Annotated in this window: 13 protein-coding genes; 6 read left to right on the forward strand and 7 right to left on the reverse strand. The window is 67.4% G+C overall.

The genetic code is table 11. The features are described from left to right. Positions 1 to 361: 361 nt before the first annotated feature. The 3 genes from FJU31_RS06415 to FJU31_RS06425 form a co-directional block, all read right to left on the reverse strand. Complete coding sequence (locus tag FJU31_RS06415) at positions 362 to 1,408, reverse strand: restriction endonuclease (RefSeq protein ID WP_150454013.1); 1,047 nt, start codon at positions 1,406 to 1,408, stop codon at positions 362 to 364. 238 nt (positions 1,409 to 1,646) lie between these two features. Beyond that, on the reverse strand, positions 1,647 to 2,138 hold the full coding sequence (locus FJU31_RS06420; RefSeq protein ID WP_150454014.1) for a phasin family protein: 492 nt from the start codon (positions 2,136 to 2,138) through the stop codon (positions 1,647 to 1,649). Positions 2,139 to 2,219: 81 nt separating this feature from the next. After that, positions 2,220 to 2,495 (reverse strand): polyhydroxyalkanoic acid system family protein, encoded by a 276-nt coding sequence (locus FJU31_RS06425; RefSeq protein WP_150454015.1) that lies wholly within the window; start codon positions 2,493 to 2,495, stop codon positions 2,220 to 2,222. Positions 2,496 to 2,619: 124 nt separating this feature from the next. On the opposite strand from FJU31_RS06425, the gene FJU31_RS06430 reads away from it, so the two are divergent. The 4 genes from FJU31_RS06430 to aroA all read left to right on the forward strand — a co-directional run bounded on the left by FJU31_RS06430 (position 2,620) and on the right by aroA (position 7,498). Further along, positions 2,620 to 3,429 carry an FHA domain-containing protein gene (locus FJU31_RS06430; RefSeq protein WP_150454016.1) on the forward strand — a complete coding sequence of 270 codons (810 nt, stop codon included), beginning with the start codon at positions 2,620 to 2,622 and terminating at the stop codon, positions 3,427 to 3,429. 361 nt (positions 3,430 to 3,790) lie between these two features. Further along, on the forward strand, positions 3,791 to 4,876 hold the full coding sequence (gene serC / locus FJU31_RS06435) for a 3-phosphoserine/phosphohydroxythreonine transaminase (protein WP_150454017.1): 1,086 nt from the start codon (positions 3,791 to 3,793) through the stop codon (positions 4,874 to 4,876). A gap of 51 nt (positions 4,877 to 4,927) precedes the next feature. Beyond that, a complete protein-coding gene (pheA, locus tag FJU31_RS06440; protein ID WP_150454018.1) occupies positions 4,928 to 6,118 on the forward strand; it encodes a prephenate dehydratase in 1,191 nt (396 codons plus the stop codon). 72 nt (positions 6,119 to 6,190) lie between these two features. Further along, positions 6,191 to 7,498, forward strand: a complete 1,308-nt coding sequence (gene aroA / locus FJU31_RS06445) for a 3-phosphoshikimate 1-carboxyvinyltransferase (protein ID WP_150454019.1) — start codon at positions 6,191 to 6,193, stop codon at positions 7,496 to 7,498. A 209-nt stretch (positions 7,499 to 7,707) separates the two neighbouring features. Here aroA and FJU31_RS06450 read toward each other — a convergent pair whose 3' ends face one another. Next, on the reverse strand, positions 7,708 to 8,271 hold the full coding sequence (locus tag FJU31_RS06450) for an energy transducer TonB (RefSeq protein ID WP_150454020.1): 564 nt from the start codon (positions 8,269 to 8,271) through the stop codon (positions 7,708 to 7,710). A gap of 118 nt (positions 8,272 to 8,389) precedes the next feature. Continuing rightward, a complete protein-coding gene (locus FJU31_RS06455; protein ID WP_150454021.1) occupies positions 8,390 to 9,028 on the reverse strand; it encodes an energy transducer TonB in 639 nt (212 codons plus the stop codon). Positions 9,029 to 9,141: 113 nt separating this feature from the next. On the opposite strand from FJU31_RS06455, the gene serS reads away from it, so the two are divergent. Continuing rightward, positions 9,142 to 10,422, forward strand: coding sequence for a serine--tRNA ligase (gene serS / locus FJU31_RS06460; RefSeq protein WP_150454022.1), 1,281 nt, complete (start codon positions 9,142 to 9,144; stop codon positions 10,420 to 10,422). A 108-nt stretch (positions 10,423 to 10,530) separates the two neighbouring features. Here serS and FJU31_RS06465 read toward each other — a convergent pair whose 3' ends face one another. Both FJU31_RS06465 and FJU31_RS06470 read right to left on the reverse strand, forming a co-directional pair. After that, positions 10,531 to 10,881 carry an SH3 domain-containing protein gene (locus FJU31_RS06465; RefSeq protein WP_150454023.1) on the reverse strand — a complete coding sequence of 117 codons (351 nt, stop codon included), beginning with the start codon at positions 10,879 to 10,881 and terminating at the stop codon, positions 10,531 to 10,533. Positions 10,882 to 11,032: 151 nt separating this feature from the next. Further along, a complete protein-coding gene (locus FJU31_RS06470; protein ID WP_150454024.1) occupies positions 11,033 to 11,617 on the reverse strand; it encodes an FMN-dependent NADH-azoreductase in 585 nt (194 codons plus the stop codon). A gap of 126 nt (positions 11,618 to 11,743) precedes the next feature. On the opposite strand from FJU31_RS06470, the gene FJU31_RS06475 reads away from it, so the two are divergent. Then, complete coding sequence (locus tag FJU31_RS06475; protein ID WP_150454025.1) at positions 11,744 to 12,736, forward strand: LysR family transcriptional regulator; 993 nt, start codon at positions 11,744 to 11,746, stop codon at positions 12,734 to 12,736. The last annotated feature ends 52 nt before the right edge of the window (positions 12,737 to 12,788 follow it).

Raw genomic sequence — 12,788 nt, forward strand, 5'->3', positions numbered from 1 at the left:
TCGTGTGCGGGATGGGGATCGCTCGGCTCGTCTGTCGGCGCTATCCGCAGATCCATGCTTGTCGGTCCCTCCACCCTGGCTCCTACATACCTCGTAGGAGCCGGGAGGAACATACAAGCCATGCTCGGACGCTGTTCGCGCGGTGCGCGATGAGTCGAGCATGGCTCGACTCTACATAGGCGTCCACGCCATGCGCGGATGATCCCCGACCATCAGTAGATCCACGCCACGCGTGGATGATCCCCGACCATCAGTAGATCCACGCCACGCGTGGATGATCCCCGACCATCAGTAGATCCACGCCATGCGTGGATGATCCCCGACCATCAGTAGATCCACGCCATGCGTGGATGTCGCCCCATCAATACGTGGCGCACTGCCGCCAGCGCACCGGCTCGTCCACGCCGGGGCGGGCATTGATCTGCACGCGCACGTTGCGCAGGGCGGGGTAACGCAGTACTTCCTGGCAGACCCGAGGCCATACCGCCTCCAGCTCGCCAGTGCGATTGATGGCGAGGGTCTGCCGGGTCAGCCAGACGCCGCTGGCGATACCGGGCTGGTGGGCCAGTGCGCGTGCCAGTTCGGCCTGGTAACGGTCCAGGGTCGCGATATCGGGATTGAGCTCGTTGCGGCCGTTGTCGGCCGGCGCAGCAGGCGCTGCCTCGGCCGGAGCCGCTGGCGCAGGCACGTTCTTCGCGTCTGCCACCAGCGCTGCGGCCGGCTGCACGTCCGGCTGTACGTCCGGGGCGACCGGCGCCGGTGCGGCTGCCGCGGGCGGAGGCGTGCTGTCGACAGCGGCAGCGCCGGTTTCCACATGCAGGCCCTGCAGGCCCAGCCCGACCAGCAGGCCCAGGGTCACCGCACCCAGCGCGGAAATGGCGATGCGGCGCAACGCTTCGTGGCGGGCGGTTGCACGCACGCGCGTTTCAATTTCGTCCGGCAGGTAGGCCTGCAGCAGCGGCCACAGGCGCGGTCCGTCCAGCACTTCCACCGACTGCTTTTCAGCGGCGGCCAGGCCATCGCGCTCGACCCGGCCCTCGGTGATGAGCAGACCACCCTTGGCGCCAGCCAGGCGCGCGACGGCGCCCAGCTCGTTCACCGCGGCCGTACCGATGCGGTAGGCCAGCCCATGCTTGCAGGAGACCAGCCAGGTATTGGGGCCATCGCTGAGCAGGAAATCACTGCTCGGCTCGCGCACTTCGTCGGTCGGGTCGGCCACTTCGCGCAGGCCGCGCCGCTCGCGCAGCATCCGCTTGATCAGCGTCGAAAACTCGCGCCAATGCATGCCCGCCAAGGCCTGCAGCCCCAGTTGCATTTCTGTTCGCCGCCGCTTGACCCACCACAGATAGACGATTGCCAGGGTGCAGGTAAGCAGGGCCGACAGCAGGGCCAGAATCCAAGGGAGCATGCAGGAAGAGAGCGGAAGGGGCGAAAACGGAAGGCCACAGTGTAAAGACTGCGGCGTCCGAATGCGTCAGGACGTTCCTGACACGGATTGTGATGCAGCCCGCAGATCCGCGTGGCGCAGGCACGAAAAAACCCGCCAATCCTGAAGCCGTGAGGGGAGGGAACAAACGGCAGGCGAAGCGATTGGCGGGCTCCTCGCGATTGTCAGACAATTTTTATTGCATTGCAACAATCGGCGGTCAAGGGACGCCGCCCGGCGATTGATGGCTGCCCGGTGCCGGCGCATCACTGCCCGACGCTGCGCGGTTCTCCAGCTTGGCCAGGCGCGCATGCAGGGCGTCAAGGCGGGCCTCGAGTGCAGACACATCGTTGGCGGTGGGGACGTGCAGGCGCTTGAGCACGCCCTGCACCTGGTCGTCGAAGGCCTTTTCAACCTTGTTCCAGGTGCCGGAGGCCTTTTCGCGGGCCTCGTCCAGAGAGGTCTCCACGTTGTCGCGCCAGCCCGGGCCCTCCTCACCGCTGCGCTCGCGGCGCCGGGATTCCCAAGCTTCGCCTTCCTTCACCAGCCCATCGAAGAAGCGGCTGCCTTCGGCCTGTGCGCGGCCCAGTGCACCCAGGCCGGCCAGCCAGACCTGCTGTGCCGAATTGCTGAACTTGCGCGAAAAGCGCTCGGCCTGTTCGCCGAACGAAGCGTCGTCGTCGCGGCGGTCGTCATTCTCGTACTGGTTCATTGCGCTTCCCGGGGGAGTTGGACCTGCCCCCGAGAGTAGCGCGCACCAACGTTGCAGGGCCGTGATGGCCGCTGCCTGGGTTCAGCCCAGCTTTTCCTTCAGCACGCGCTGGATCTCGGTTTCCACCATGCCCTTCATGGCGGACAGCAGGAAACCCAGCTTGGCGGTCACGCGCACGGCGCCCGGCTGCAGCTCGATAACGCCGTCCACGCCGCTGCCGCTGAAGTTCAGCACATCGGCGGCCCAGCTGGATTTGAGGCCGAAGCGCTCGCCCAGCTTGGCGGCAACCTGTTCGATCGCCTCGCGGGCCTGTGCATCGGGCAGGGCGTGGGCGTGGCGGACATCGATGGTGGACATGCAGGCTCCTGGCGCTGGGCGGGGATATCAAAGAGGGCGGCCATTGTGCGCATCGGCGGGCGCCACGCCAAGCGCCCGTCGCCGGTTCTTCTGCGTTGGCGAGCAACCTGCTAGTCTGCGCCGCGTGCAGAACCTGCTTGTTCACTTCAGTCAACAACAACAGCCCGACCAGCCCCTGCGGCCCGGGGTGCAGCGCATCGTGCGCCAGGCAAACGGCAGCGTGCGGCTGGGTGACCCCGGCCATGGCGCGCTGCTGCTGGCCCAGTTCTGCATGGACGACCGCGGCCTCTGGCTGCAGGTCGGCAACGGCATCCGCAGCATCCACGTGAACGGTCGCCCGGTGCGGCGCATGGCCCTTCTACGTGCAGGTGATGCGGTGTATGTGGATGGCGTGGAGATGGTCCTGCAGGGTGAGGTCGAGAGCCTGCTGCAGGCACCGTCGCCATCGCCGGCCAGCGAGGGCATCGCCGATGAGCAGCGCCTGCTGCGCGGTGTCGGCGGCCTGCACCATGGCCGCAGCTACACCCTGTCGCGCCCGCGCCTGGTCGGCCGTGGCAGCGATGTTGATATCGAGATCGACGACCCCGCCTTTGCCGAGCAGCACGCCCGGGTGGAAGTGCAGGGCGATCGTGTACTGCTGCGCGACCTGGGCAGTGCCGACGGCACCCGGGTCAACGGCGTGACCGTGCGCCACTGCTGGCTGCAGCCGGGCGACCAGGTGGTCTTTGATGGCCAGCATCGTTTCGTGCTGGAAGTGCCGCACGATCCGCGCCGGCGCCCGCTGCCGGCCGAGGACGATGCCAGCCACGATGGCGAGCAGGTGGCGGACGCCCCCGTGGCGCCGCGCCGGGTGCGGCGTTGGCCGTGGCTGCTGGTGAGTGCCGTGGCGCTGGCCGGCGTGCTCAGCCTGCTGCTCTGGTTCGGCGCGCGCTGATCCGCGTCCGCCGGGCATGGCCCGGCGCTACCGGCCTTCGCTCTGGTAGATGCCAACCTTGGTTGGCGCATTCCTTCCACACCCATGACGCCTTGCGGCGTACGCCAACCAAGGTTGGCGGCTACCAAAGCCGTGCGCGGGCCCCGTGCCATGCACGGCCTTCGCTCCGGTAGGTGCCAACCTTGGTTGGCAGGTTTCATCCGCAGCCATGACGCCCTGCGGCGTACGCCAACCAAGGTTGGCGGCTACCCGTGCTGTGCGCGGGCAAATGGATACCAATGAAACCAAATTTCCCTTGCCGCACCAGGCCGCAAGGCTGGTGCACTGCGGCATACTAGGGGTCTTGCCCCACAGGTGTCACATGACGCGCGCGTTCAACTTCAGTGCCGGCCCTGCAACCTTGCCGGAATCGGTCCTGCGCCAGGCGCAGGCGGAAATGCTGGACTGGCACGGTGCCGGCGCCTCGATCGTGGAAATGAGCCATCGCGGCCCGGAATTCATGTCCGTGGCGGCCGAGGCCGAGGCCGACCTGCGCCGCCTGCTCGATATCCCCGACGACTATGCCGTGCTGTTCCTGCCCGGCGGCGCCACCACCCAGCAGGCGCTCATCCCGCTCAACTTCGCCCAGGCCGGTCAGCGCGCCGACTACGTGGTCAGCGGCCACTGGGGAAAGACGGCGGTCAAGCAGGCCAGTCCTTACGTCGGCGTCAACATCGCCGCCAGCAGCGAGGCCAATGGCTACCGCGAACTGCCTGAGCGCAGCAGCTGGCAGCTTTCCGATGATGCCGCTTACGTGCACATCACCGCCAACGAGACCATCCACGGCGTCGAGTTCCGTGATGTGCCCGACACCGGTGACGTTCCGCTGGTGGCCGATTTCAGCTCCTCCATCGCCAGCGAACCGCTGGATGTGCGCAGCTATGGCGTCATCTATGCCGGCGCGCAGAAGAACCTGGGCCCGGTCGGCATCGCGGTGATGATCATCCGCCGCGACCTGCTCGAGCGCAGCGGTCAGGCCCGCGCGGACATCTTCGATTACCGCTCGCACGTCGCCCGCGATTCCATGCTCAACACCCCGCCGACCTGGAACTGGTACCTGGCCGGCCTGGTGTTCAAGTGGATGCTGGCCGAAGGCGGCGTGGTCGAGTTCGCCAAGCGCAATGCCGCCAAGGCCGCGCTGGTGTACGGCGCCATCGATGCCTCCGGCGGCTTTTATCGCAATGAAGTCGCGCACTCGGCGCGCTCGCGGATGAACATTCCGTTCTTCCTGCCCAACGCCGATCTCGATGCCCGCTTCGTAGCCGAAGCCAAGGCCGCCGGCCTGCTGGCCCTGAAGGGCCACAAGGTGGTCGGTGGCATCCGCGCCTCGCTGTACAACGCCATGCCGCTGGCCGGGGCCGAGGCGCTGGTCGCCTTCATGGCCGATTTCCAGCAGCGCAACGGCTGAGCAATGAACGGCGCGCACCGTCGGGTGCGTGCCCCGCAACAAGGAATTCCGATGGCAAGCAAACCCAGCAAGACGTCGCCGAAGAAGAGCGCATCCGCCAAGTCTGAGGCCGCGGCCAAGGGCAAGGCCTCGTCCAGGACCACCCCGGTCCCGACCCAGGCACCGCTGGCACTGGCCGACGTGCGCTCGAAGATCGACCAGATCGACCGTGATATCCAGAGCCTGATCGCCGAGCGTGCGCAGTTCGCCCACCAGGTCGGCAAGGCCAAGGGCAAGCTCGCCGCCGCCGTCGATTACTACCGCCCTGAGCGCGAAGCGCAGGTGCTGCGCATGGTGGTGGACCGCAACGAAGGTCCGCTCAGCGATGAAGTGCTGGTGCACGTCTACCGCGAAATCATGTCGGCCTGCCTGGCCCAGCAGGAACCGCTGAAGATCGGTTACCTCGGCCCGGAAGGCACCTTCAGCCAGCAGGCCGTGCTCAAGCACTTCGGCCGCTCGGCGCTGGGCCTGCCGATGGCCAGCATCGAAGAAGTATTCCAGGAAGTGGAAGCGGGCAGCGCCGATTTCGGCGTGGTGCCGGTGGAAAACTCGGGGCAGGGCACCATCCAGATCACCCTGGACATGTTCCTCACTTCCAACCTGAAGATATGCGGTGAAGTGGAACTGCGCGTGCAGCAGTACCTGATGTCGCGCAGTGGTCGCCTGGAAGACATCGAGCGCGTCTACGGCCACCCACAGTCCTTCATGCAGACCTCGGCGTGGATGCGCGCCAACCTGCCCAAGGCCGAGAAGATCCCGGTCGCCAGCAACGCCGAAGGCGCGCGCCGTGCGCGCAATGCCGACGACGCCGCTGCCATCGGCGGCGAGAGTGCCGGCCACGTGTACGGCCTGAAGAAGGTCGTCACCAAGCCCATCCAGAACGATGCCGACAACACCACCCGTTTCCTGGTGGTGGGCCGCAACATCTTCCCGACCTCCGGCCACGACCGCACTTCCGTGCTGGTGTTCATCCATGACAAGCCCGGCGCGCTGTTCGATGTGCTCAGCCCGTTCGCCCGCCATGGCATCAGCATGAACCGCATCGAGTCGCGCCCGTCGCACCACGGCAAGTGGGAATACGGCTTCTTCATCGATCTGGCCGGCCACATCGACGACGCGCCGATGCAGGCCGCGCTGGCCGAGCTGGAAGCGCACTCGGCGCAGATCAAGGTGCTGGGTTCCTACCCGGTGGCCGTGCCCTGATTGCCGTTGCGGCCGCGTGCCGCGCCCTTTGATGCACCGCCGGCGCGCCGGCGTTTACGGAATGATCGAACGATGAGCAACGCGCAACACTGGATTGCCCGCAAGGGCCAGCCGCTGCAGGGCAGCCTGACCATTCCCGGCGACAAGTCGGTCTCGCACCGTTCGGTGATGTTTGCCGCGCTGGCCGATGGCACCTCGCATATCGACGGCTTCCTGGAAGGCGAAGACACCCGCGCCACCGCGCGCATCTTCAGCCAGCTCGGCGTGCGTATTGAAACCCCCAGTGCCTCGCAGCGCGTGGTGCACGGCGTCGGCATCGATGGCCTGCAGGCGCCCAGCGCGCCGCTGGACTGCGGTAACGCCGGCACCGGCATGCGCCTGTTGGCCGGCCTGTTGGCAGGCCAGGCGTTCGACTGCACCCTGGTGGGCGACGAATCGCTGTCCGGCCGTCCGATGCGCCGTGTCACCGGCCCGCTGTCGCAGATGGGCGCGAAGATCGACACCGAAAGCGATGGCACCCCGCCGCTGCACGTGCATGGCGGGCAGTCGCTGCAGGGCATCGATTTCGCCTCGCCGGTGGCCAGTGCTCAGGTGAAGTCCGCCGTGCTGCTGGCCGGCCTGTATGCACAGGGCGAAACCAGCGTGGTCGAACCGCACCCGACCCGCGATTACACCGAGCGCATGCTCTCGGCGTTCGGCGTGGACATCGAGTTCTCGCCGGGCAAGGCCCGCCTGCGTGGCGGCCAGCGCCTGCGCGCCACCGACATCGTGGTACCGGCTGATTTCTCCTCGGCCGCGTTCTTCCTGGTCGCCGCCAGCATCATTCCGGGCTCCGAGCTGCGGCTCAAGCAGGTTGGCCTCAACCCGCGCCGCACCGGCCTGCTGTACGCGCTGCGCCTGATGGGCGCGGACATCACCGAAGAGAATCCGGCCGAGCAGGGCGGTGAACCGGTGGCCGACCTGGTGGTGCGCCATGCCCCGCTGAAGGGCGCGCGCATTCCCGAAGCGCTTGTGCCGGACATGATCGACGAATTCCCGGCCCTGTTCGTGGCCGCCGCCGCCGCCGAAGGCCAGACCGTGGTGACCGGCGCTGCCGAGCTGCGGGTGAAGGAATCGGACCGCTTGGCAGCCATGGCCACCGGTCTGCGCGCGCTGGGTATGCAGGTGGATGAAACCGAGGAAGGCGCCACGCTGCACGGTGGCGTTACCCTGGGCAGCGGCACCATCGAAAGCCACGGTGACCACCGCATCGCGATGGCGTTTGCCATTGCCGGGCAGATCAGCGGCGGCGAAGTGCGCATCAACGACATCGCCAATGTCGCCACGTCCTTCCCGGATTTCGACGGCCTGGCCCGCAGCGCCGGTTTCGACTTGGCCTGAGGTCGCCAGAGCACCGCTGCGCTCGCCGGGCATGGCCCGGCGCTACCAATCGGCGCCGATCCCGATAGCGCCGGGCCATGCCCGGGGCAACGTCGCCGCGCCCGGAGCCCGGTAGCGCCGGGCCATGCCCGGCGGCCTCACAACCCCGGCACAAAAAAAAGACGGAGGCCGAAGCCTCCGTCTTCCAATCACGAGCCCCTCGCTCGCGATCAACGCTGCTCGGTACGGAAGTCCACCGGCACGCGCACCACACTCGCCACGGCACGGCCGTTCTGCACGGCCGGCTCAAACTTCCAGCCCTGCACGGTGCGCAGCACCGAGCGATCCAGGTCACGGCTGCGCTCGCCACTACGCGACACGATGCTCGCCTGGGTCACGTTGCCGCGGGTATCCACGTTGAGGCTGGCCACCACGCTGCCCTGCACGCCATTACGCAGCGCAGTCGCCGGGTAGGTCGGCTTGTCATTGCTGGCCAGCGGGCTGGCCTCGCGGTTGCGGACGGCCGGGGTCGCCTTGCGCTGCTCGCTCGCCGGGGTCGCGTTGCGCGTTGCAGGCGCGGTGGCCACCGAGGTCTCGCTGGCCGGCAGCATGCGCTGGCCCACCGGAGCCGGCGCCACGTCTTCCTGGTTCGAGAACCGCAGCCACATCAGTGCGGCGGCAAACATCGCCACGATCAGCGCCAGCCACAGCCAGAGTGAGGTGCGCTGCGGGCGCTCGCTCACGTCCTGCTGCAGATGCGGGGAATGAAGGTGGTCATGGGTAGCAGCACTCATTGCAGACTCCTCGCGACAGTAACGACGCACAAAGTCTTGCCCGAGGCGATGTAGCGATGTGTCAGCGTTGCGTCAACGCAACCGGCAGGGTTCAGGTTGCCTGCCGGGAAGCGTTCAGTTACTGCGGCTTGAAGTCGAACGGCACTTCAATGGAGCCCGGCACCGGCTGGCCGTTGCTCAGCGCGGGGCTGAAGCGCCAGCGGCGTACCGCCTCGGTAGCGGCGCGGTCCAGCTCGCGCGAGCCGCTGCGCTGGATCACGGTGATGTTGTTGGCATAGCCGGTGGCATCCACGTCCACCCGCACCACCACGCTGCCGGACTCGCCACGGCGCAGCGCGGCGGCCGGGTAGGTCGGGGGCGGCGACTGGTCCGCCACGGGCATCGGCTGGCTGTTGCCGGTGGCCGGGGCGGCCCCGCCCGGTGCGGCCGGGGCCGGTTCAATGCTGGCCGGCGGCGGCGGGGCGGTTTCCACCAGCTTCGGCGCGTCTTCCTGCACCGGTGCCGGCTTGGCATCGGGCATGTCGCTCGAGCCGGCCGCGGCGGGCAGGGGCTCGGGCAGCGGCTCGACCTGCGCAGTTTCCTGCGGGGTCTGCGTGGCCGGGTCATCGGCGCGGAAGAACTCCTTGTCGCGGCCGGTCAACCAGACCACCACGAACAGCAGCACACCCACGCCGAAGGCGATGCCGGCGATCTTCAGGGCGTTGCGCGGGATATGCACGGTGAGCGACTTGGCAGGCGATGAGCGGGGTGCAGACATGGACCGGACCAGCAGGGAGTGCCCCGATTCTGCCACGGCGCGAATGAACCGGGCGGCAGAAATCCGTATAACAGGCGATAATCCCGTTCCTGATACCTACCACGACACCCGCCATGCTTGATCCAGCCCTGCTCCGCCACCAGCCCGCCGACCTCGCCGAACGCCTGCGCACCAGCCGCGGCTTCGAGCTCGACGTGTCTGCCCTGGAGTCCCTGGAGGCCGATCGCAAGCGCATCCAGGTGCGGACCCAGGAGCTGCAGAGCCTGCGCAACAGCCGCTCCAAGGCCATCGGCCAGGCCAAGGCCAAGGGCGAGGACGTGTCGGCCATCATGGCCGAAGTGGCTGCGTTCGCCGATGAGCTGAAGGCCTCGGAAGTGGCCCTGGACGAGCTGCGCGAGAAGATCGACAGCATCGCCATGGGGCTGCCGAACCTGCCGGCCGATGACGTGCCGGCCGGCGCCGACGAGAACGACAACGTCGAGCAGGCGCGCTGGGGCACCCCGCGCACCTTCGATTTCCCTGTGCTGGACCACGTCGAGCTGGGTGCGCGGCAGAAGTGGCTCGATGGTGAAACCGCCGCCAAGCTGTCCGGCTCGCGCTTCACCGTGCTGCGTGGCCCGATCGCGCGCCTGCACCGCGCGCTGGCCCAGTTCATGCTGGATCTGCACAGTGGTGAACACGCGTACCAGGAAACCAACGTCCCGGTCATCGTCAACGCCGACAGCCTGTACGGCACCGGCCAGTTGCCCAAGTTCGAAGAAGACATGTTCGTCACCCATCTGGGTGAGCAGAAGCGTTATCTGATCTCCACCTCGGAAATCTCGCTGACCAATATCGTGCGCGACGAGATCGTCGACGCCGAGCGCCTGCCGCTGCGCATGACCGCGCATTCGCTGTGCTTCCGTTCCGAAGCCGGCAGCGGCGGCCGTGACGTGCGCGGGATGATCCGCCAGCATCAGTTCGAGAAGGTCGAGCTGGTGTCGATCTGCCGCCCGGAAGACAGCGACGCCGAACACACTCGCATGACCCGCTGCGCCGAAGTCGTGCTGGAAAAGCTGGGCCTGCCGTACCGGAAGGTGCTGCTGTGCACTGGCGACATGGGCTTCTCGGCCATCAAGACCTACGACCTGGAAGTCTGGCTGCCCTCGCAGAACACCTACCGCGAGATCAGCTCGTGCTCCAACACCGGTGATTTCCAGGCCCGCCGCATGCAGGCCCGCTGGCGCAACCCGGCCACCGGCAAGCCGGAGCTGGTGCACACCCTGAACGGCTCGGGCGTGGCCGTCGGCCGCGCGATGATCGCGGTGATGGAGAACTACCAGAACGCCGACGGCAGCATCACCGTGCCGGACGTGCTGCGCCCGTACATGGGTGGCGTCGAAACCATCGGTTGAACCCGGTAGCGCCGGGCCATGCCCGGCGTTTTTGGGGTGGGACATCCATGCACGGCGTGGATCTACCGTCTGCAGTAGATCCACGCCATGCGTGGATGAGCCTCGCGATCACCCCACAACCCGAACCTTCTCCAACGGCACCCACCCGGGCTCGCCCGTCTCCGGCACGCACCACGCCCAGCCATTGAGCGTGCGCTCCCCGCGCAATATCTGCCCCGGATCCACATCCAGCTCGCGCGCGCAGTAATCCTCCGTGGCAAACGCGCCACCCTGCGCATCGCGCTCGATCACCGGCGCCGGCACGAACCCTGGTTCCTGCCCCTCGGCCTGGCACAGAAACCAGTCCTCCCAGCCCTCAGGGCCCTCATAACGCTCGCCCACCACCAGTGCCTGCCCACGGCGCAGGGTGATCGGGTGCGGAAACTCGCTGCGGTGCGCAGCCATCACGATGTAGTCCATGTCCCCAGCCTACCGGCCCCGCACAACAAAAAACGGCCCCGCAAAGCGGAGCCGTTGGGGTGGGCCGGGATGGGGGAGGGAGGGGCTCCCGGCCCGCAGTCAGCGCCCCCGACGAGGAGGGGGGACGGCGCCGATTGCTGGAACGCAGTACTTACGCAGCCACTTCTTCGGCAGCGTGCGACGGCAGGGCCGACAGCGCGCCGGCAATGGCGTCTTCGCGGTGCTTCGGCGAGTAGGCGATGCCCTCGGCACGGACGAACTCAACGTTGTTGATGCCCATGAAGGCGAACACCTGGCGCAGGAAGGGCTCCTGGAAGTCGGCCGGCGAATCGGTGTAGATGCCGCCACGGGCGCTCACCACGATCACGCGCTTGCCACCGGCCAGGCCCACCGGGCCGTTCTCGGTGTACTTGAAGGTGCGTCCGGCCACGGCAACGCGGTCGATCCAGGCCTTCAGGGTGGACGGGATGCTGAAGTTGTACATCGGCGCGCCGATGACCAGGATGTCGGCGGCCAGGAACTGCTGCATCACCTGTTCAGCATCGGTCGCCTCGGCGGCATCGACACCGGCCAGCGAGCTGCTGCGCAGATGAGGTACCGGATTGGCGTCAAGATCGCGATAATCGACCTGCAGGCCGTCGATCTGGTTCTTGAACTGGGCGACCACGGCAGCGGTCAGCTGGCGGGACACGGAATTGTCGCCAAGCACGCTGGCGTCGAGATGCAGAAGCTTCATGGCAGTCACCTATGTTCTGGAAGGGAGGGGCGGTGTTCGCCGCCGACGGAGAGAACGATAGGTTGTTGCACGGGCAGGATAAAGGTGGTTCAATGCCACGAATTGTTCTAGATATGGAACTCGGGTATGCATGACCTGAATGACCTGTACTACTTCGCCATGGTCGTCGACCACGGCGGTTTCGCTGCCGCCGAACGCGCCCTGGGCATCCCCAAATCGCGCCTGAGCCGCCGTATCAGCCAGCTTGAGACCGACCTGGGCGTGCGCCTGCTGCAGCGCTCCACGCGCCGCTTCGCCGTTACCGACGTCGGCACCAGCGTGCACCGCCATGCACAGACCATGCTCGCCGAGGCCCAGGCCGCGCGCGAAGTGGTCGACCGCCTCAGCGCCGAGCCGCGCGGCGTCGTGCGTGCCAGCGTGCCCGTGTCGCTGGCGCAGATGCAGCTGCCCAAGCTGCTGCCCAAGTTCCTTGAGCAGTACCCCAAGGTCCGCCTGCAGCTGAACATCAGCAACCGCCGCGTGGACATCATCAATGAAGGCTACGACGTGGCCCTGCGCGTGCGTTCGCGCCTGGATGACGACGGCAGCCTGGTGATGCGCAGCTTCGGCCAGGTGCAGGAACTGCTGGTCGCCAGCCCGAAGTACCTGGACCGCGCCGGCCGCCCGAAGGACCCGGAAGAACTGACCCAACACGTCACCCTCAGCATCAGCGAAGACGAAGCGCGCCAGCGCTGGGAACTGCATGGCCCGGAAGGCGAAGTGCGCCGGGTGGACCTGCAGCCGCGCGTGGCCGGCTTCGACTTCCCGCTGCTGCAGAGCATGGTGAAGGATGGTTTCGGCATCACCATGCTGCCGGAAACCGTCTGCGCCGAAGCCGTGCGCAATGGCGAGCTGGAAGTGGTGCTGCCGGACTGGTCGCTGCCGCAGGGCGTGTGCCACGCCGTGTTCGCGTCGCGCCGCGGCCTGCTGCCGGCCGTGCGCGTCTTCATCGATTTCCTGGCCGAACACCTGCCGCCGCAGCTGGAGGCCTCGCGCCTGGATTGCGGTGGCGCCTGCGAGAAGGCCAAGGAGAAGATTAGGGCCAGCGCGCTGGGTGCGCTGGCGGTGGATGCGGGCTGAGGGTTGCCCCCTCAACACTGATCTCCGAAGGTAGCGCCGGGCCATGCCCGGC

The organism is Stenotrophomonas cyclobalanopsidis, from assembly GCF_008710035.1.
GTDB classification, from domain to species: Bacteria; Pseudomonadota; Gammaproteobacteria; order Xanthomonadales; family Xanthomonadaceae; genus Stenotrophomonas; species Stenotrophomonas cyclobalanopsidis.